At 55.7% G+C, this 20,410-nt stretch carries 18 protein-coding genes; 3 read left to right on the top strand and 15 right to left on the bottom strand.

The genetic code is table 11. The features are described from left to right. Positions 1–41: 41 nt before the first annotated feature. Positions 42–287, top strand: a complete 246-nt coding sequence (locus Enr13x_RS01960) for a DUF1569 domain-containing protein (protein ID WP_315857101.1) — start codon at positions 42–44, stop codon at positions 285–287. Here Enr13x_RS01960 and Enr13x_RS01965 read toward each other — a convergent pair. The 13 genes from Enr13x_RS01965 to Enr13x_RS02025 form a co-directional block, all read right to left on the bottom strand. Next, positions 275–559 carry a 3'-5' exonuclease family protein gene (locus tag Enr13x_RS01965; protein WP_231744049.1) on the bottom strand — a complete coding sequence of 95 codons (285 nt, stop codon included), beginning with the start codon at positions 557–559 and terminating at the stop codon, positions 275–277. The two genes, Enr13x_RS01960 and Enr13x_RS01965, sit on opposite strands and share 13 nt — an antisense overlap. 395 nt (positions 560–954) lie before the next feature. Then, positions 955–2,406 (bottom strand): sulfatase, encoded by a 1,452-nt coding sequence (locus tag Enr13x_RS01970; RefSeq protein ID WP_145384462.1) that lies wholly within the window; start codon positions 2,404–2,406, stop codon positions 955–957. Positions 2,407–2,693: 287 nt separating this feature from the next. Next, positions 2,694–2,819, bottom strand: coding sequence for a hypothetical protein (locus Enr13x_RS39320; RefSeq protein WP_261344167.1), 126 nt, complete (start codon positions 2,817–2,819; stop codon positions 2,694–2,696). Between the two features lie 153 nt (positions 2,820–2,972). After that, positions 2,973–3,677 carry a 3-keto-disaccharide hydrolase gene (locus Enr13x_RS01980; RefSeq protein ID WP_145384463.1) on the bottom strand — a complete coding sequence of 235 codons (705 nt, stop codon included), beginning with the start codon at positions 3,675–3,677 and terminating at the stop codon, positions 2,973–2,975. Between the two features lie 14 nt (positions 3,678–3,691). After that, entirely contained in the window at positions 3,692–4,966 is a 1,275-nt protein-coding gene (locus Enr13x_RS01985) for a Gfo/Idh/MocA family protein (RefSeq protein WP_145384464.1), read from the bottom strand. 38 nt (positions 4,967–5,004) lie between these two features. Beyond that, complete coding sequence (locus Enr13x_RS01990; protein WP_231744377.1) at positions 5,005–6,468, bottom strand: sulfatase; 1,464 nt, start codon at positions 6,466–6,468, stop codon at positions 5,005–5,007. Between the two features lie 62 nt (positions 6,469–6,530). Further along, entirely contained in the window at positions 6,531–7,871 is a 1,341-nt protein-coding gene (locus tag Enr13x_RS01995) for a sulfatase-like hydrolase/transferase (protein WP_145384465.1), read from the bottom strand. 224 nt (positions 7,872–8,095) lie between these two features. Beyond that, the gene (locus Enr13x_RS02000; RefSeq protein ID WP_145384466.1) at positions 8,096–9,541 is read right to left on the bottom strand and encodes a sulfatase family protein; all 1,446 of its coding nucleotides are present in this window, start codon (positions 9,539–9,541) and stop codon (positions 8,096–8,098) included. Between the two features lie 156 nt (positions 9,542–9,697). After that, positions 9,698–11,275, bottom strand: coding sequence for a sulfatase-like hydrolase/transferase (locus Enr13x_RS02005; protein ID WP_145384467.1), 1,578 nt, complete (start codon positions 11,273–11,275; stop codon positions 9,698–9,700). Positions 11,276–11,301: 26 nt separating this feature from the next. Next, complete coding sequence (locus Enr13x_RS02010; RefSeq protein WP_231744378.1) at positions 11,302–12,657, bottom strand: sulfatase family protein; 1,356 nt, start codon at positions 12,655–12,657, stop codon at positions 11,302–11,304. Between the two features lie 7 nt (positions 12,658–12,664). Further along, complete coding sequence (locus Enr13x_RS02015; RefSeq protein ID WP_145384468.1) at positions 12,665–14,245, bottom strand: sulfatase; 1,581 nt, start codon at positions 14,243–14,245, stop codon at positions 12,665–12,667. A 50-nt stretch (positions 14,246–14,295) separates the two neighbouring features. Further along, positions 14,296–15,837, bottom strand: a complete 1,542-nt coding sequence (locus tag Enr13x_RS02020) for a LamG-like jellyroll fold domain-containing protein (RefSeq protein WP_145384469.1) — start codon at positions 15,835–15,837, stop codon at positions 14,296–14,298. Continuing rightward, on the bottom strand, positions 15,837–16,361 hold the full coding sequence (locus tag Enr13x_RS02025) for a sigma-70 family RNA polymerase sigma factor (protein WP_145384470.1): 525 nt from the start codon (positions 16,359–16,361) through the stop codon (positions 15,837–15,839). Before Enr13x_RS02025 ends, Enr13x_RS02020 begins: the two co-directional genes overlap by 1 nt. Before the next feature lie 296 nt (positions 16,362–16,657). Between Enr13x_RS02025 and Enr13x_RS02030 the strand changes: the two genes are divergently transcribed. Next, positions 16,658–16,957, top strand: coding sequence for a sigma 54-interacting transcriptional regulator (locus Enr13x_RS02030; protein WP_145384471.1), 300 nt, complete (start codon positions 16,658–16,660; stop codon positions 16,955–16,957). 57 nt (positions 16,958–17,014) lie between these two features. Here Enr13x_RS02030 and Enr13x_RS02035 read toward each other — a convergent pair whose 3' ends face one another. Further along, the gene (locus Enr13x_RS02035) at positions 17,015–18,688 is read right to left on the bottom strand and encodes a TROVE domain-containing protein (RefSeq protein WP_145384472.1); all 1,674 of its coding nucleotides are present in this window, start codon (positions 18,686–18,688) and stop codon (positions 17,015–17,017) included. Positions 18,689–18,744: 56 nt separating this feature from the next. On the opposite strand from Enr13x_RS02035, the gene Enr13x_RS02040 reads away from it, so the two are divergent. Then, a complete protein-coding gene (locus Enr13x_RS02040; protein ID WP_197455712.1) occupies positions 18,745–19,122 on the top strand; it encodes a four helix bundle protein in 378 nt (125 codons plus the stop codon). A 396-nt stretch (positions 19,123–19,518) separates the two neighbouring features. Here Enr13x_RS02040 and Enr13x_RS02045 read toward each other — a convergent pair whose 3' ends face one another. Further along, a complete protein-coding gene (locus tag Enr13x_RS02045; protein ID WP_145384473.1) occupies positions 19,519–19,884 on the bottom strand; it encodes a hypothetical protein in 366 nt (121 codons plus the stop codon). Positions 19,885–20,410 lie beyond the last annotated feature (526 nt).

Here is a 20,410-nt window from a genome sequence, read left to right on the forward strand (position 1 = left end):
TTGTCGCTAAAGCGGAGAACCAATTGTCGCCGAACACGAAGGTGCTCAGTGGCGATTCACCTCGCGGAATCCGGACCGCACCGATATTCGTGCCGCCGGACAATTTGGACGATGCTGCCGAAGTGGACGCATTGGCTGCCAGTGTCGAACGCTTGGCAAATCATTCCGGCAACTTCGCTCCGCATCCTGGTTTCGGCCGATTGCCACGCGACAGGATCTTGGAGATTCACGTGGCGCACGCAGCCCACCATCTCAGGCACCTCCGCTGCCGTGATCAGACTTCGTGAAACGCAATCTGAATAAAGTTGCGAGCTGCGATTACAAGAGCCCAACCGAACTCGTGTGACTTCTGTGCGGCTGCAAGCAACCGGCACAAAATTCCGGCAATGTTCCAGGCGTCGTCATCTCCTCTATGATGGGTGCCTTCCATCTGCAGTCCCAGCATCTCATAAGCGCCGTCGAGGCCGACCTCGTGCTTCAGACCGAGTGAAACCGCGAACAGCGATTTGACGTTCAGGTGGGTGATCCCAAAGGGATAGCCTTTGGAGTAAAAAACCAAATCCCCCCAATGACATCAGCCAAACTGCCGAGGTGATCGTGCATGGAGGCTCCTCTGCACTATTGAAAGCGATATTTCGTCGAGCCGATGACGGTCAAATTAACCGGATCCCATGGAATTGACCGTCATTTGTGAGTTGCCAGGCCGCATAACAACTGTATGCAAGCGTTTTTGTTGACTGAGATGTCTGAGAAAAACGGAAGAATACCGTGCAAAATCTCTCGTTTCCAAGTTCCTGGATGATCCCGCCGTCGAGCCAGTGTTCGACCGTTAGGCCGACCCTCTTTGAGTCTACCGCGCCAATGTCCTCAAGCGGCGCGTATGTCGGTGCCACAGCGCCACCGAGTCTTCACGCGTTCATCTCGTTTTCTCTGCTTCGATGCGGTTGCAGGTTGTCATCTTACCGTCTCCGTTTGCGATTTGGGTTTCTTCAAATCCGGCACTTGTTTCGCTTCTGTCGTTGGTAGCCAACTGCGGTGCGAGGCAACGATCTCTGCATATCGCTTATTGTCCGCCAGGTTGTGCCACTCATTGCGGTCAGCATCGTGGTCGTAGAGTTCTTCGCTGCCGTCTGCGTAACAGATGTAACGCCAGCGCTCGCTTCGTACGGCGTGATTGCCTCGCATGTAAGTCATCACCGCAGGTCGGTCCCACTTCCCCTTCGGATCTCGCAGCAACGGCACGAGGCTGCGTCCGTCGCACTTTGGATCGGCGGGCAGTCCGCACAATTCCAGCAGAGTCGGATAGATTGCGGTCATGTCCACCGGACGACCACAGCGACTGCCGGGCTTCGTCACGCCCGGAGCAACCACAATGAACGGGATGTGATTGCTCTTTTCCCACAAGGCGAATTTTTCGATGTGGTCTTTCTCACCTAAATGAAAGCCGTGGTCCGACCACAACACGACGATCGTGCTGTCGCCTCGCGGGCTCTCGTCCAGCGCGTCGAGCACGCGACCGATCTGAGCATCGGCAAAGGCGGCGCATGCTGCGTATGCTCGAATGAAGTTCTGGTAAGAGCCTCGTTGATTCTTCTCGACGTTCATCATGCCGTGCCAGAACCATTTCTTGTTGCGGACCAACGAAGCCGCACCGGGCGGAAGGTCGCTCCAATCGTCTGGTTTTCGAGCGGGCAGTTTGATGTCGTCATATGCCTTGTGATATTCAGCAGGAGCAAAGAACGGCGAATGTGGTTTGTAAATTCCGCAAGCGAGAAACAGTGGTTTGTCGCGATCTGGGCGACTCAGTGCTTCGGCGCAGTAGGCGGCCGTATGAAAATCAATCGAGTCTTCGACCCGTTTGGGCCACTGTCCCCAGTCGGTATTACGGGAGCCATACTTTGGAGCGCCGTTCAACTTCTTCGTCGGGTATTTCTGTGGGCGCATGTGTTGGAAATCGCCGAATGATGTGTCGTCGTGAAACGCTCCGTCCAAGTGATGGTGGAAAATCTTTCCAGCTCCACGCACGTCATAGCCCGCTGCATTGAATTGCTGCATGATCGTTTTGCGATTGGGAACCGCGCCGCGCCAATCGCTCTTGTTACCGTAAACGCCGGTCGTCGAGGGCCGCAGTCCCGTTAAAGTGGCCGCCCGCGATGGATTGCAAGCCGGCGAAGCACAGTAGGCCCGCGTAAACAACATGCCGCGACGTGCCAGTCGCTCAAGATTCGGCGTCTCGATCGGAGCTTCGGGATCAAGCAATGAAATCCAGTCGTTCATGTCGTCAACGACGATGAACAAGACGTCCGGATCGATCGCGTCATCTCCCGCGTGAACAAAATGAGGCGGGCCGAGGACTGCCGCAATGAAAAAGCAAGCCAGTCCGTATCGGAAAGAGTTTCGATTCATGCAATGACCAATGACGCGCCGTTAGTTGACGTCAGTACCTTTTCAGTCGTTCAGTTTTAGCGGTCAGCAATATAGCGAACATTGACATGGTGAGCAAAACAATTGTCACTTTCACTATCACCGCCTTTCGGTCGCTTGGTGTCTTCTCCGGCGACTCGTGCTGCCATGGTCGTCCGGTAGTTGGTTTCGGTTGAGCGAGTGCGATGTTGTGAACTTCGCCCATGTCGGAAGTCACGTCAAAGAGCATGGGGAGGTCCGGTCGCTCATAGAAATGTGGCAACTTGCGACTACCAGAGACGACGGTGGAGTGCGGCATGCTCGAACGGTAGTGCGGGCATGCGTGAATTCTCCATGCCATCAAGCATCGGGACCGGCGTGCCGTTCCACGCCCAGTCGTCGAGATACAGAAGCATGATGTTGGGCTTCTCAGCGGCTTACGATGCACGACCAAACGAGGTGAAAAGCAGGGACGTGATCGCGCACAGAGGCGCGAAGCGATCTCAGCACTGAATGGCGAAGACTCATGGTCGTCAGCGTTTCGCAATGGGGTTGGGTGGGGATGGGGGTTATTTGGACGATTCGATTCTGCGAATGCGAATGGATCGAAACGAAACGTGGCGTGGTCTCTCGGGTGACTTTTTGACACCGTGTACCTGCAAGGCGATCACGCCGGAGGGATACTTTGCGTAGGCTTCGTCATCAGTGACATCCGCGACTTGCTTGCCATTAATCCAAGTTTGAATTCGTGGCCCAACGGCCAACACACGCAGCTTGTTCCACTCGCCATTGACCATCAGCTCGTTGCGGGTCCAGTCTTCTTTGGGCGTAATCCAGGCACCATTGCCCTGGTTAAAAATGTGTCCGCTGCGTCCGGGAGATCTCCCAAGATCGACCTGGGGGCCGTGGATCGATTCTCTTGGCTCTCCTTTTGGGTTCTTACGAGTCAACGCGGTCCGGATTTGAACGCCTGAATTCAGGTCGGTGTCGTGAAGCTTGACTTCCAATTCGAGTTCGAAGTCACCATACGTTTCGACTGTGTGCAGAAAATGAGTCTGGTCGGAGCTCGTGCCGACGATCACTCCATCGGAAATCGCAAATTGCGTGTTGTCGCGTGATGGTTTCCAGTCGCCGAGGCTGTCACCTTCGAACAGGGTAGTCCAATCGTCGGCGACGACGGAGCCACAACAAAACGAGATCGTCACGAATGCGATGATTGAGTAATACCGTTGCGTTTTCGCGCGATCCGAACAACGGAGGAAATGGGAAAGCATATGAAATCCTAAAACTAAACGCTGGGAAGTGAAAACTCGGGACGTCGTTCTTTAATCAGCAATGCATTGGCGGCGTCATCGCCGATGATTTGTTCTTTGGTGGCGTCCCAGTTGATCGTGCGGCCCGTGATGCGACAGATGTTGATCAGGTGCGCGACGCTGGTAATCAGATGGCCGACTTCCACCGGAGCGTTGGGCTGTTCGCGGGTTTCAATGCAATCCAGCCAGTTGCCGACATGCGATTCAGTTTGAGAGCCGGTAAAAGGCTGAAGCAAGTCCTTCGGGTTGCAGGCAAAACGCCCACGATTGATTTCGATTTTGCCGCGTTCGCCAATAAAGATTCCGCCAAAGGCCGGTCCGTCGGTGCTTTCCAGTCGAATGACGGTGCCGTCCGGGTAATACAACCTCACACCGCGATCCCTGTCATTCTCCGCTTCTGTGGTGGGTTCAATCCGAGTGGGGGCGACGTTCTCCCAACCCATCGCCAAATGAACCATGTCCAGCGCGTGCGACCCACGATCACAGATGGGGCCTCCTGTGAAGGTATCGAAATTTCGCCACCGACGATGAAGCTGTTCGTGATAATCGAGCAACGTTGCCTGGTCACAAAATCGATTCCAATCCATTCCTTCGGGAACGGGTTGTCGGGCGAGGCCGGTCGCAGGCCGAGAGCCTGAGTACTTCTTCACGAGGATCGTGGCGACTTTCCCAAGTCCACCGTCACGAATGAACTCGCACGCATATTGATTGATCGGCGTGCTGCGTTGCTGCGTGCCCACCTGTAAAATGCGTTCGTGCTTTCGCACCGCTTTGACCAGTGTACGACCTTCCGGAATGCTGAAACTGAGCGGTTTTTCCGCGTAGACATCCAGGCCCTTGGTGCAGGCGATGATTGCCGCTCGCACGCGCACATGATCCGGAGTCGCGATCATGACCGCATCGAGATCTTCCTGCTCAAACATTTGTTCGTAGTTCTGATAGCGTCGCCAGGAATCACCGGCCGTCGGATCCTTCTCGTTATCAGCCGCAAGGGCGTCGATCTGCGGAAGGTAACAATCGCTTACGGCAACCAATTCGGCTCGATGGGATTCGCGAGACAGCGCGCGCGTCAGCCACTTGGCCCGCCCGCCAGCGCCGATCAATCCAACGCGTAACTTGTCGCTAGCGGAAGTTGACGGTGCGGCATAAATCGTTGACGGTAAGACGCCAGACGCGGCCAACGCGGTGGTCGCGCCGATTGATTTCAACGCCGTTCGACGTGAAGCGTGATTTTGAGGTGATGAGTTCATGATTGGTCAGCTTATGCTCACGATGTGAAAGGGTTGGACTATTTTTTCTCTTTCTTCTTTTCTCGGGTTTCCCTGCGCTCCTTGGTCAGGGCAGAGGGAAGAGGTTGAGCAGCCTCCTCGAAACTGGGGACCAGGGCGCGGAGCGTTTTGACGGTGGTGGCGTATTCCGGGGTGTCGATCTGGTTAGTCCACTCATGAGGGTCCTTGGTGGTGTCGTAGAATTCCTCTTCGTTCGCCCCGTAACGGGTGTAGCGTCCGAGTTCGTTGCGGATGCTGATGTAGGCCAGATCTGTTTTGCTTTTATCGCACAAACCGGTGATGGCGGTGCTTTCCCACGGGGCCTTTGGGTCCTTGAGCAGCGGAACTAACGAGCGTCCATCGATGTACGCGGGCGGCGCGAGGCCGCAGAGTTCCGCAAGCGTCGGATAGATGTCCATCAGGGAAACGAACCGTTCAGACATGTCGCTGGTTTGGCTGACTCCAGGCGCGCGAAACATCAACAAAGTGTGCGTGCCCTCCTCCCAGAGCGTCGTCTTTTGCCAGTGATGTTTTTCTCCAAGGTGAAATCCGTGATCAGTGAGGAAGACCACAATCGTGTTGTCCTTGTACGGACTGTTTTCGAGGGCGTCGAGGACACGCCCGAACTGAGTGTCGACGTAGGTAGTTGTGGCCAGGTAGGCCTGCACCGCCTCTTTGTGCTGGCCAGACTCGATGACCTTGTCGGCGAAGCTCCCGATCCCGTCACTCACCGCTTTGGCCAAAGGAGAAAGGTCGTCCAGGTCATCCTCCTTAAGCTCGGGAAGGACAATCTGGTCCAGAGGGTACATGTCAAAATACTTTTTCGGGACATACCAGGGCATGTGCGGATTGAACGTGCCGTACGCCAGAAAGAATGGCTTGTCGTGTTGCTTCTCCAGGACTGCGATTGCCTTACTGGCCCCGCCGGTGTCATTCATTTGTTCCTCGGTGAGATGGATCATCCCCCAATCCTGTTCCCCCCTGCTGAGTCCAGCCAGCGGCGCACCGGGAGGAGCCGGATCGCGTTTGTGGCCAACTTTGTCATCCCAGTGTTCTTTCTGGTCCCAGCCGTGGGTGATTTTGCCGTACCCAAAAGTGCCGTAGCCGTTCTTCTTGAACAGTCCTGCCAGTGATAGCACTTCGGCCCCGTTCACGACCTCACTCTTGTTGATGGTCTGCGCGTTGTTGTAGATCCCGGACTTCCAGGGCGCGATGCCAGAAAAGAATGCGGTGCGAGAAGGCGAACAAACCGGCGCTGCGGTGTACGCGCGTGTGAAGTTGACTCCACTGTCAGCCAGCTTGCGAAGGTTCGGCGCGACGACTTTACCCGCGTAGCGATCCGCATCGTCCAGCAGCCAACTGTTCAAATCATCGGCAACCAGAAACAGCACATTCATCGGCTGATCAGCCGCGTCGGCCCTGGTGACACCAAACGATGAGACAATCAGCAGGAATACCAACCAGATTTTGTTCATATTTGTCATCTTCAATTTTGAATTCTTCGGCGAGAGGTAGTTGAGAATCGACCACTTCGGTGGGTAAGTATTTACTTGCCGCTCTCCGTTGACAGGCTTCCAATGGGGCGAGAATGTGCATCGAGGTCTTTCATGAAATCGTTCATCCTATTGGTCAGCTCGGCGACCTGATCTGGGTACTCGGCGGCAACGTTGGTTGATTCACTCGGATCGACTTTCAGGTTAAAAAGCGATCCAGCGGGTGCGGGGACTCGATCTGTCTTTCCGACCCGATCTGACTTTCCGCCGCCGGGTTTTTGGCCTTTGACAAGCAGCTTCCAGCCCCCGTGGCGAATGCTGGCACCAGGCACGATGAAGGTGTCATGAATCGGCGTGTCAACTTGCTCACCTCGCATGTAAGGAAGGATGTTGCGACCGTCGATCACTCGGTCCGCTGGCGGGGCCACACTTGCGATGGAACAAAACGTCGGAAGCAGGTCGATGATCGCGGTGATTTCATCATTGGTCGAATTCGGGGGAATCGCGCTTGGCCACCGCATGATGCAGGGAACTCGAATACCGCCTTCAAAGTTAGTCCATTTGCCGTCTCGCAGCACTCCAGCACTCCCGTAACCTTCCACGTTGAGCTGCGGTCCGTTATCGGACGCAAAGACGACGAGCGTGTTCTCGGTGAGGTCGAGTTCTTCGAGTGTTTTCATCAACTCACCGACTTGCCAATCAATCTCCTGCACCACATCTCCGTAGATACCTTGTTTGGAGCTTCCCTTGAAACGGGGATGGGGAAGCCACTTCACATGCGGCAGTGGTGAAGCGTAGTAAAGGAAGAAGGGCTGTTCTTTGTGCTGTTTGATGAACTCAATGCCAGCGGCGAGTAGCTTTGGCGAGTGGGTTCCGTCCGTCTTGTGTTTAATCTTCTCGACAATTTCCTTATTGCGATAGATTGCGGTTGTCTTCTTGTCATCGCAGTCCATGAAACCGAAGAAGCTGTCGAAGCCATGGTTTACCGGATTGAAATCCTCCCACTCGCCCAGATGCCATTTTCCGACGATGCCGGTCGCATAGCCCGCAGTCTTAAGAAGCTCGGCGACAGTGATTTCATCGGTGTGAAGTCCGGTTCTTTCTCTCCGGTAGACCACGTTATCAACACCCACTCGGGGAGCATGACAGCCGGTCATAAAGGCAGCACGTGTGGGTGAACAGCGGTTGTGGACATAGAAGCTGGTAAATTTCATGCCTTCGGCGCACAGTCGGTCAATATTCGGCGTCGCAATGACTTCTGATCCATAGCAACCCAGATCACCGTATCCTTGATCGTCCGTCAGAAAGACAACGATGTTCGGCCACTCGGAACTCGCTGCAGACGCAACCGAAGAGGATAGCAGGACAACTGCTATAGCAGAGAGGGATTTCATGTTAGTCGTCTATTCATCGTCGAGCATAAACACATATTGCTAAATCAGTGATTTGGCGGAGATGGAAATTTACCTGTAGTGGACGAGGTCACGATTCCTTGCCACGGTTTTCACAACAGGGACTCGTACCAGGGACTCGTAACAGGGACTCGTAACAGGGACTCGTAACCTCGTCCACTACGGCGGGTACAGACTTATCTGCCATTCGCCTTGTCTGTAGCTATTCAATTCTGGCTGTGGTGAGGTTTTGCTACTCCCGCAGGTCTCGAGTTGGCGCGGAGCTCTTTTGCGAAATCATCCATTCGCTGCTTCAGCCGTTTGGCGATCTCGGGGTGTTTTGCAAGCAGGTTGTTTTGTTCGTCGAGATCGTCGCTCAGGTTGTATAGCGTCTCGACGCTGACCTTCTTCGAGCTGCTGTCGCTGACGGATTGTCGATTTGATCTCTTTTCCTTCGGTGGTTTTTCGGTCGCGACTCGGTACTTCCAATCGCCGACGCGGATTGCCTGCACGCCCCGGCCTCGCAGATAGTAAATGGCTTCGTGGGGTGATTTGGAATCCGGCTTTCCGGCCAGTAGCGGCCAGATGTCTTTTCCGTCAATCACGCGGTCGCTGGGAACCTCTCCGCCGGCGAGCCGCGTCAGCGTCGGCAGCAAATCCATGACCGTAATCGCTTCGTCAGATTCAGCGCCCGCAGGAATACTGTCTGGCCAGCGAGCAACGAACGGGACTCGTACGCCTCCCTCCAGAGTCGAGCCTTTGCCCCCTTTCAACGTTCCGGCACTGCCACCTGTGCTGGTGTTCGGACCGTTGTCGGACGTGAAGAAGACCAGGGTGTTCTCATCGAGCCCGAGTCTTTTCAGTGAATGCAGAATTTCGCCGGTACTCCAGTCGAGTTCTTGAACCGTGTCACCGTAAATACCTCGCTTGCTGCTGCCGACAAACTTCTCGGATGCATGCAGCGGAATGTGCGGCATGTTGTGCGCCAGGTATACGAAGAACGGCTTGCGCTTGTTCTCGGTGATGAAGCGGATGGTCTCGCGGGTGTACCGCTGAGTGAACTGCGTCTGATCCGCGGGAACTTCGATGACGACGTTGTTCCGCACGAGTGGACATTTTGCTTCGTTCAATTCGAGAACGTTCTCGCGGGTGTAGCCATTGCGAAACACGCAATCGGAAGCATACTGCTTGATGTTGGGATAGAAGCCTTGGCTGTTGGACGAAGGCGTTCCGTAGCAGTAGTCAAACCCGTGATTGAGCGGCTGGAACATGTCTTGGTTGCCGAGATGCCACTTGCCAATGATGGCCGTGGCATAACCTTGACCTTTTAGCAGCTCCGGCAGCGTGATCTCATCGGGGTTCAGCCCGTGATTGTTCCGAGGGAACATCACACCGCCGATACCGACGCGAGTGGAATGGCTTCCCGTCATCAGCGAAGCGCGAGTCGGAGAACAGACAGACGAAACGTAGAAACTGCTGAACTTCGTTCCCTCAGCCGCCATCCCGTCGATATTCGGTGTCGCGATGTCTTCGGCACCGTAGCACGACAGATCGCCATAGCCCAGATCGTCCGCAAGGATGAAGATGACATTCGGCTTTCGCGGCTCCGATTGAGCATGCGAATGCGTAGCCGCCAGGCAAAGGACTGAAATTGCAAAAAGGGTCCGGTACATTTGTCTTGGGGTTCCGTTAGGCGAGAAGTAGATGAAAACTTTGTGTCGTGGACGAGGTCACGAGTCCTCGCCACGGTTGTTCACAACAGGGACTCGTAATCTCGTCCACTACGGCGAGTGCAGACTTATCTGCCGCTCGCCTTAATTCGATGTTGTCTACGTCTCGTCATCTTCCAGCGGTCTGCTTCCGGTGAACGCTCCCCAGAGTTTGCGTTTTGGGTAATCTTTATCCTGCTGGTAAGCAGATGCGTCGAATTCCGGGTTGGGCTTGGGGATCCTTGCGCCAACACTCTCAAAATAGGTCATCATGTCTTTGAATAGTCGCCGGTGCGTTTCCGGTTCCTGTGCGGCGATGTTATGGACTTCCCCCATGTCGCCTGACAAATCGAATAACATTGGAACATCGCGCTGATCATAGAAGTGCAATAGTTTTCGCTGGCCAGAGACGACCGCCGAGTGCGGCATGCTGGTGCGATAGTGTGGGTAGTGGAAGTAGAGGTTGCGGTTCAGAAAGGCATCGTCCGGTTTCTCACCCGCCATGTATTTAGCCAGACTGACGCCGTCGATGCCTTCCAGTTGGCGTGCATCGCCTCCGGCCCAGTCAACAAACGTAGGCAGGAAATCATAGTTGACGACATTGCCAGTGAACGTGCTGCCGGCGGCGATTCCAGGCCCTCTGACGATCATCGGCACTCGAATCCCGCCTTGCCAAATCCACCACTTGGACCCGTGATGCGGCTGGGTCAAACCGGGCTGAAGACGCAATTCCTCATGGCGATAGCCATTATCGGAGACCATTATCACGTACGTTTTGTCTGCGATTCCGAGCGCATCGATGCGGTCCAGTACGGCACCGATGCGTCCATCGAGGTCATCGGCCATGCCGAGCCAAACCGCAGGGTCGTCGCCAATACGAACCGTGTCCTTATGTTTGTTGTTGGCTTCATACCAGGCCTGTACGAGCGGGTGATCAGCGTATTTCTCCCGCGTGGCCGGCAAGCACTCCTGCCCAGCGTGCATGGCGTAATGTGAGATCTGAAGATAGAACGGCTTGTCTGCCTTGACCTGATGCTCCATGAAACCGATCGCCTTTTCGGTGACACTGAACATCAACTTGGGATCGATCAAATTTTCAGGCAGTCGTCGTGGTTTCTGCTCGCCGTCTTTGGCAAAAGTGCTCAACGTATTGCCAGGCTTGTTGTCAGTGTCGCCGTCGTGCTCCACGTAACCCTCGTCGTCGGGATCACCTCGCATGTGCCATTTACCAATGTGCGCACTGACGTAATCGAGTGGTTTCAGTGCTTCGGGGATCGTCACTGCATCGGCGTCGAGGGTCATGTCCGAAACGCAAGGCACGACGGGAAAGTCGGCGTACTGCTTGCTCTCGTCGTAGTACTCCTGTCCTCGATCGTTCATGTAGACCGTGAAGCCGTTGCGAGGCGATGACTGACCGGTCTGCACGCAGACGCGAGATGGTGAGCACTGCGGCGATGCATAGGCGTTGCGAAACTTCATGCCTTCGCGAGCCAGGCGTTGGATGTTGGGCATCTGAATAACGGGCATTCGCGAGTTGACCAACGAATCGTCCATTGCAACCGGCGACCCGTTCCAAGCCCAGTCGTCGATGAACAGCAGTACGATGTTAGGTTTTTCGGCGGCGATCAGCGTTCGTGGCGTGCCCCCACTGGCCGCTGCAACGACGAATATTGCACAAATAAATTGGTGTGTTTTCATGTGAGTGTTCGTTTTCTTGGCTTGGCTCAATCTTGTTTGTCCTTGGTTTTGGTGTACTTCGTCGGCAGCGTGGCGCCCCAGGCTTTGACCTTCACGGACAACTGTTTCACGATCTCAGGATGTTCTGGGGCCACGTTGTTGCTTTCGCTCGGGTCGATCGACAAGTCGTAGAGTTCCGGTTCGCCGCGTTGCTTGCGGGGCAGATGGAGTTTCCATTTCCCATCTCGGATGGCAGGCGTGCCGCCGGTGGAGCTGGTCTTCCAGAACAGTGGCTTTGTTCGCGGGCGATCGGCTCCGAACCAGATGTCGGACATGTCTTCGCCGTCGAATTTCTTCGGTAGTGCTTCGATTCCGGCAATGGAACACAAAGTCGGCATCCAGTCGATGAACGAGCAGACGTTTTGGGTATCGACTCGACCGGCTTCGACCTTGTCGGGCCAACGGATGATGAACGGCACGCGCGTTCCGCCCTCGTATTGCTCGTGCTTGCCGCCGCGGAATTCGCCCGCGTAGCCGAGCATGTTCTTCGAATACTCGCGGGCCCCCTGCTTGCCCAGTATCACGGGTGCGGGGCCGTGATCGCTGGAAAACACGACGATGGTGTTATCCCGCAACCCAAGTTCGTCCAGCGTCTTCAACAGACGATTCACGTTGCGATCGATCTGGTAGACATCGCCGAGGTATTGCTGCATGGATTCATCGAGGTCGCCGCCGATCTTCACGCACTCATCGAACTTGTGCTGCATAGTCGGCGAGAATTCGTTCCGGTCGACGGTGACATCGTTGAACTCAGCGACCAGTCCGTCGGCAGAATTGACAGGGAAGTGTGTCGCGTGTCCCCAAACGTTGACGTAGAAGGGCCCGTCCCTGTTTTCGCGAATGAAGTCGATCGCGGCCGAATACAGGTCGTCGTCACGCCCGGTGTCACCGGTGGTCTTGTCGCGGCTCTTGCCGATGACTTGTACTGTATCGATACCGTACGTGCCGTGCGCATCATCCGGGCCAATATGCCACTTGCCGAAGTGACTCGTCCGATAGCCGCGTTTCTTCAGCAATTCGGTGATCGTCACACGCTCGCCGAAACCAAAATCGGCTGCGTACTTCGGGAATCGAGCTGGGAACAGCCCCGTCATCAGTCCCGTGCGGCTCGGATTACAGGTTACGCCCGTCACATAAAACTGCGTGAACCGCGTTCCTTCTTTAGCCAGTTGATCAAGCGCGGGCGTCCTCGCATATGGATGCCCGTAGCAGCCGAGGTCGCCGTAACCAAGATCATCAGCGAACATGAAGACGATGTTCGGCGGTCGCTGCGCCGTTGACTGGCCGTGCGATAGGGTGACGGTCACGCAAAAGATCGTCACTGCGAGAAATGTTGGTTTCATTTGTTGCTCAATCTCTCTTCGGCTGTACTTGCTTCTTTGCAGGGTCGGTGTAGGGCAAGTACTTTGGATGGGGAACGTAGTTACCTTTGCCTTTCTCCCAGCGGAACGCTTCGCCCTCGACGACCAAATCACGCCTCGCGTTCAACTTGGGTTCCGGATCAGCGAATTCCTTCGGTGCTGAAGCCTGCAGCGTGGTGATGACGTCAGCGTATTGCGGATCGGACACCAGGTTGTTCCACTCGTGCGGATCTTCTTTGACGTTGTACAGTTCCTGGTTCGTGTCGTCGTAATGGATGTAACGCCAGTCGCGATTCATGACCGCGTATTCACCGGGGTTCATGTAGGGCAGATACACCGTTCGGTCTTCGGCTTCGGCGGGCTGATTCAGTGTCGCTGCCAGCGAAACGCCTTCCAGCTCCTGATGCGGTGTCGGTAAATTGCATTTTTCAACCAGCGTCGGATAGATGTCGATCAGGCTGACCGTCACGTCCGTTCGAGCACCTTCGGCCACGCCGGGGCCGGCCCACACGAACGGCACGTTGGAGGTCCGCTGCCACAACGTGTGTTTGCCCCACTGGCCTTTTTCACCGAGGTGATAACCGTGATCGCTCCACAGCACGACGATGGTATTGTCGGCAGAGGGGCTTGCTTGGAGTGCATCCAAAATTCGTCCAACCATTGCATCGGCGTAGCTGGTGCAGGCAAGGTATCCGTGCAGCGCGTCTTTCCAGGCACCCATCGCAACCAGTTTGTCATAGTGAAGGGCCTTGCGATTCTGGCGTTGCCTACGAATCTTGTCCGGCAGGTCGTCCAAGTCATCTTCTTTGAACGCCGGAGTCTCGATGGCGTCTCGATCGTACAAATCAAAATACTTCTGCGGACAGTAGTTGGGGTAATGAGGAGCATAGAAGCCGCAGGCTAAAAAAAACGGCTTGTCGTGTGTTTGCCCCAGTTGTTCGACAGCCCAGTTGGCTCGTATCGTGTCGGCCATTTCCTCTTCCTGGTCGTTCGAAATCGCTCCCCATTCCAGGAACAGTCCTCCGGTGATCTCTTTGCCTTGGTTGTAGATGCTGGCCGGAAAGGGCTGTGGCACGGGCGTGTCGCTGCTCCACGATTCCAGAGCCCAACCGCCTTCACGTTGGAACTGATTTCGCAGAAAAAACTTTGTCCAACCACGCTTGTCAATCGCTCCGGCAGGATGATGAAACAGCTTGCCAGCGCCCAGCGTCGTGTAGCCCGCTTTGGCAAAGCTCATTTGCAGCGATTCAATCTCTGGATGATGCACAAAGTAATTCGGCGTGTTGTAGCATCCGGTTGTCGAAGCGTGCTGGCCGGAAAAAATAGCCGCCCGACTGGGCGCACAAAACACGCCGGCGGTGTGTGCATTGGTAAAGCACGCGCCACGAGAGGCAAGCCGATCGATGTTGGGTGTGACCGCACCCGGGCGTGACTCCAGACATCCGACGAAATCGTTCATGTCGTCCACCGCCAGAAACACGATATTGGGTCGCGTCTCGGCTGCCGACAGATGGGCAGCATAGCTTGCCAAGAAAACGATGGTGAAAAAGAATTGCGTGGGTAGGTTCATGAGTTGTAGCTTTCTTTGTGGGACGGGCACTCTTGCCCGTTTGGTTGTCATCATCGTGATCTGGCAATCTCCTCTTGAGCGGTGCGATAAAGGGCCGCGACGTCTTCCGCGGCAAGTGCTCTGTCGAATAATGCCACCTCATCGATCCGGCCGTCCCACACCTGCGCCGCGTTGGCGTCGGTTCCGAACCAGACCGTATCGGAGTCGCTGGCTGCCACGACTGCACAGGGTTTGGACGAGACGAGTTTCCCGTCTTCGTAGAGCTGCAATTGCTCACCATTAGCAGTCACAACGATGTGCCGCCACGTTTTCAGCGGTAATCCTGATCCACCTTCGATGGACGATACCTCTCCATCGCCGCTCCTGATGCGGACCTGCAGCAATCCGTTCTCGTTAAGAGACAAACCAAAGTTGCCACGTTCACCATTCCAGTTCGTGGCAACCCTTGCGTTTCGTTCGGGCGCTTCGAGATACACGAACACGACCAGTGAGAACCTCCCTGTGCTCAACGCCGGCGGCGAATCGACGCGTCCGCCACGACCGATGGAGTCGACTCCGACTCGGAGAGAGCCGCCGGCAAAGACACCCTTGGCATGTGGCGGGCGTTTGCCTTCCCCTGTTAAAACGATGCCGGAGTATTCGGGCGGTTCCGATACCAGTCCGCGGTCGCGAATTGGCATTCGGTAATAGGCCACAGGCGACAACCGCTTGATTGCGCGAGCGTAGTTCAACCTCGGTTCATCGAAGTTGCGAATGAATCGGTTGGTCTCAACGGAGATGCCCACCGGGTCAGTCGCCCCGCCGGTAATCCGGACGGCCTCCGACGCGTGAAGATCAACTGACTTGGAAGCGTCACGCTGATTCGATGTCCACGGATTCACACGCACGAGGCCATCAAAAACATGGACCTCGCTCGCGCCGCCCTCAACATCGACGGAGAACTCCGTGCCAAAATCAATGACTTCCGCCTCGGGAGTTTCCACCGTAAACCCGATGCCCTCGAGAGGAACCGTGGCTGACAGACGCCCGCTGTGAAGTACGACTCGCTTGTCGCTGACCGCGTCGAAGCGGGCAGGAGCCTCCACATAGACCATGACACCGCCACCGAACTGCAGATTCAGTAACCCTTTCCGCAACTCATAATCGCCCACGGGCAGTTGCGGATCGTCCCATTGCCGATCGCTTTTTGTAAGTAATGCACCCACGTTGCGGACGACGGATGCCGCGACGCGACCAACACTGGCTGGATGGTCGCCGCGGTGGGGCCCCAAGAAAGCGATCAGCAGACAAGCCGCTGTCGCCAGCCCGACCGCCATCGTCAGCAACACTTTCGGTGATCGAAAGCTCGGCGGCTGATGTTTTTGTGACGCCAAAGCGGGAGCAATCGCCGAAGCATCGTTGTTCGCTTCCAACGCTTTAGCCTGGATCTGTCGGCGCCGCAGTGACTGCCGCAAGTCCGAATGAAGCTCGGCGCGAAGCGCGAACCGCTGAAGATTGGCGGGGGTCTTAAGCCACTGCTGAAACGCTGCAACCTCTTCGTCGGACGGCTCTCCCGAAAGCATGCGATCGATCAGTTCATCGTCGACGGTCATTACCGATTCTCCACCGCAAGACGTCGTGCGATGCAACTGGCAAGTGCCGTACGCGCACGTGTCAGCAGGACCCGTACTGAGCCGCTGGTCGATCCCATTTCCCGAGCGATCTCGGCGGCTGAACGTTCTCCGACGTACCGCAAATCGAGCAACCGACGCGACCGAGGTGGGAGTTCATCCAGACACGACTCCAGTGCTTCGCGACGTTGGCTACGACCATCAGCCTGCTGGGCGATTGTGTCAGCAAGTTGGCCGAGCAATTCATCGGAAAAAACAACCCTCGATTGCCCCTGAGTGCGGTAGAAATCAATCACTCGAGATTTGGCAATCCATAGTGCCCAGCCGACGAACGGCCGTCCCGAGTCATACTCGTCAAACCGACGAGCCAGTTCCTGGGCGATCCGCTGAACGACGTCTTCGGCATCGTGAAACTGAGAAATGGAGGCGAACACATACGCCGATACGGCCGGCTCAGCCTCAAGCCAGCATTGTGTGAATTTTACCCGTTTTTGGTCTTCGTTCATGTGCACGGCCGACGCGAAACAACTGTCTTTCTATCGTATGCCGAACGCGAACAGGAATTGCTAACAACATCCTTGAAAAATACTCGAATTTAGTTTTTGCGACTGCAGAAGACGACTACCGTCGCGTTTGACCAGTCTTCTTGCCCATCGTATCGCGACGAACAATGCCGATCAGCTACAGGGGCGCCTCTGAATCTGACGAGCGGAACAGACTTTCCGCAATCGGTGTTAGCGGCAATTCGCAGATCAGATCGAAACCTTGGTAGCGTATCCCGTTTGATGTCACCGTCGAGGTCGTGCCAAAGCTCCTTAGTGAGCCGCACCGGTTCTGGCAGCACCTCGTTGACGAGGGTCCCGAAGAACCACCTGGTTTTTCATCGATTGGCGACACCGAGGGCATAACTGCGGACGTCCGTGTCGTGGCGGCGACCAGTCGCGACCTTCGTAGAGAAGTCCAAGACGGCAACTTTCGTGAAGATCTACTGCGACGGGCGATGGACCAAGCACATGGGGTGAAAGCAAAAGCCGCCGAGTTGCTCGGCATGAAGCACTATCAAACCCTCGATGCCCAGCTGAAACGACTTGGCGTGAAATGAAACACGCCCCCGGCCGATTGCTCGACCGAGGGCGTTTCGTTGTTCAGCCTTATTGGCTTACAGTTCGATTGATTCGACCTCTCGGACGAATCGGTTCTTGTCGGCTGACAGGAACGATGAGACCACGTTGAAGACGGCGTCGCTGAAGCCTCCGATGTTCAGGATGTCCTGGCGATCGGGTGCTTGCGTGTTGCCGTAGGGGGCGATGTCGATGCAGACTAGCTTCGGATCGGCGATGCCGTGTCCACGCTGAGTCTTCTTGAACTTCTCCCACTGCGTCATCACACCGGTTGAACCGTTTTGGCCGTAGCCGTAACGTCGTCCCGAGTTGATCCAGCTTTCGTTGTCGCTGACCAGGACGATTCCAGCAAACGCACGCTTTGCGTAACGCTTGTTCGCTTCGACCAACGGCAACGAGACATCCGTTCCACCGCCGCCGTACTTCGACAGTCGTGCCGACAGGCTCAGAATCGAATCCGAGGGATCGATCTTTGCGCCACTTCCATACAGGTTGTAAGCACGCGTATCGAACGGAACGACGACGCTGTCCGGGTTGCGACGCAGGATCGCTGCGGCGAACAACGCGGCGACGTCAACGCAACGCATCTTCGATGCGCGGCCCCTGGATGATCGACTCTGAGCCTGCCATCCGGTCACCGAGCATCCCATCGATCCAGACGTGTCCAGGCCGATGACGACCGGCGCCGGCAACTGCGGGATGTTGCCACACGCGATCTCCGCCGCGTCATGCAGCGCAGACTTGATCTTGTGTGGAACTTCCTCCGCTGCGTTCAGGTACGCCGCCAAGAACTGGTACGGGAACTGACGTGAACGACGGATCGCTTCCGGGTCCGCGATGCGGCCGGCAACGTAATCGATCATCGTGTTGTCAGGCTTGTTACCATTCTTGAAAACGTCATGACGCAACAGCGTGTTCAGGTTCATGCGCAGAGCCTGCGGCCCCATCTGTCGGGCGATTGCCTTCCAGACGAGCGGACCCTTGGCCGTGTCGGCCAACAGGTCCCATCGAACTTGCAGGTCACCTGCAATTAACGCTTGAGCCTCAGCCGTGTCGGCTGCGCGGAACGCGTTCAACGACTGAACCGCTGACGGCAAGTCAGCTTCCGTTGCCGGAGCCCACTTGTCGACTTCCTTGTCGGTCAGCCATCCGAACAACGCTCGCCGAGCGTCATCCTGCGGCGTCGGACGTGCCATTCGCAGGACGTCGCGCAGGCTCGGATCGTTACCGATCGAAGCTGAGAGCAACTTGCCCGTCGAAGCCTCGTTCAGCCAGCGCTGGAACGCACGCTGAAGCGAAGACGACAGACCCTTGCGACCGAACTGGCCCGAGCGAACCATCTGGAACACCGTGCGCAGAACGCGGCCGTTGTCGGCAACTCGGTCAAAGATCTTGTGCATCAACGTGGTGTCGCGAGTCGACAAAGTGACCAGTAGCGCCGCCGGCATGTCCTTCATGTACGCTCGCTCACGCGAGTAGACCGCCAGCTTCGCCAGGTACTCGTTGTCGTTGACTTCGTCGATCAGCTTGCGCAGCTGCTCGAGTTGATCCTTTGCGGACGCATAGAACACGTTGCCGAACGTACCGGTAGCCGCCAATTGCGCAAGCGCATGCTTCGCCGGGAACTTGTACGCTGGACCGCCAGCTTCGTTGACGGTGGTTGCTCGTGGTAGAACGCTAGTGATGCTTGAAAATAGACTCTTGTTAACCATGGGAGAATTTTGAATAGTGAGGGGTGAAGTGTGAAAGGAAAGACCGGTAGAATCCGGTGCTGACACTCGCGACAGGGGTAATTGATTTGAAAAGTGATTTACCGGATCGGACGTTCACATTCGCCAAGCGAATTGTCAAACTCTGCCAAACATTGGAAGAGCAACGCGGTGTCGCTCAAACGCTGGGTCGGCAACTGATCCGCTCGGGAACATCTGTTGGGGCCAACATCGAAGAAGGCCAAGCGAGTCACAGTCGTAAGGATTTCGCGTTGAAGTGCAACATTGCATGTCGTGAGGCTAGAGAAACGTTGTATTGGTTAAGGTTGATCGCAGAAACGGATATCGTTCCGGCCGACCGCCTAAAGTCGCTGATGGAGGAATGCAACGAACTCATCGCGATTCTCACGACGATCGTCAAGAAAGTTCGGGAATAGCTTTCACCATTCACTCTTCCTAATTCAAACTTCTTTCGTACTCCACTCCGGCAGTCGAATGTGTTCGGTTTGTAGTGGACGAGGTGACGAGTCCCCGCTTCGGTGTTGCGGGGAAGGACTCGTTACCTCGTCCACTACGTCAGATTCTTGTTGGTTGTGATGCAGTTCGGAAAATCAAAACGCGATCGACGAAGGTATGACCAGAGACTCTACGGTGCTCTGCCACTGAGCTACGGCCCGGGAATCGTCTTGAGACCCGAGTCTTGAGATGTGAGCAAATCACTCAGGTCTCATGACTCACTGCTCAGGACTCAAGTTGGGCCGGTGGGACTCGAACCCACGACACCCGGCTCCTGAAGCATGTACTCCGAATCGGCAGTCGATCGTGTGCGTTTGTTATCTCCGTTTCTTCTTCAAAGACTTTCGCAGCCTTTTCCACACCACGCGGCCACTGTCCGGGTCCAGCCGGACGAGTTGGTTTTGGCGAGTGTCGAAAGTTTTCGTGCCGCCTTTCGGTCGCTTGGTGTAAACGAACGGAAGGCAAACGGCGACGACTTTGAACGGCTGACCCGCGTCACTGGGCATGTAACGGAGTCGAACCGGTTCGTCCGCTGGAAGGGTGCCGCCGGAGCAGCCCCACAGGAACGAAGGCAATTCGACGATCTCGTTCAAGACCGTGACGTAGTCTCCTTGTTTGATGTCTTCTCCGGCGACTCGTGCTGCCACGGTCGTCTGGTAGTTGGTTTCAGTTGTGGTTTCCATGGTTCATATCGCTTAATGAAAGTAAGTTCTGTGTGTGCAAAGATTCTTCCACGGACGCCCGATTACTCGGCGTCCGAGTTCGTAATGACGAAGAACTGAAATTGCACACGCATGGTAACTCTCACGAGCGATTTGAAAAACGGCTGACGAAGTGGTGTGTCAGAGATAAGCTCTCCCAATTGAGCTACGGTTCGGCTAGGCCGGGCCGACGGGACTCGAACCCGCATCCTTCGATTAACAGTCGATGTACTCCAACTCGGCAGTCAGTCGTGTATTGGTAGTGGAATAGGCTGCTGGCATGTCTTGAAATGACACGCAGGATGCCCATCCCACAAAGTCTGTTTAAAACAATTGACGAGGTGATTGATCAGAGAGGATTCGTCGCTCTCCCAACTGAGCTACAACACCGCTTGGCAATGTTGGCGGGAATCGAACCCGCGACCTACGAGGTGGATGTACTCCGATACGGCAGTCAATTGTGTATTGGTGGCGACGAGGTGGTCGTTCAGAAGCATCAGATAGACGA

Source organism: Stieleria neptunia, assembly GCF_007754155.1.
GTDB lineage: Bacteria > Planctomycetota > Planctomycetia > Pirellulales > Pirellulaceae > Stieleria > Stieleria neptunia.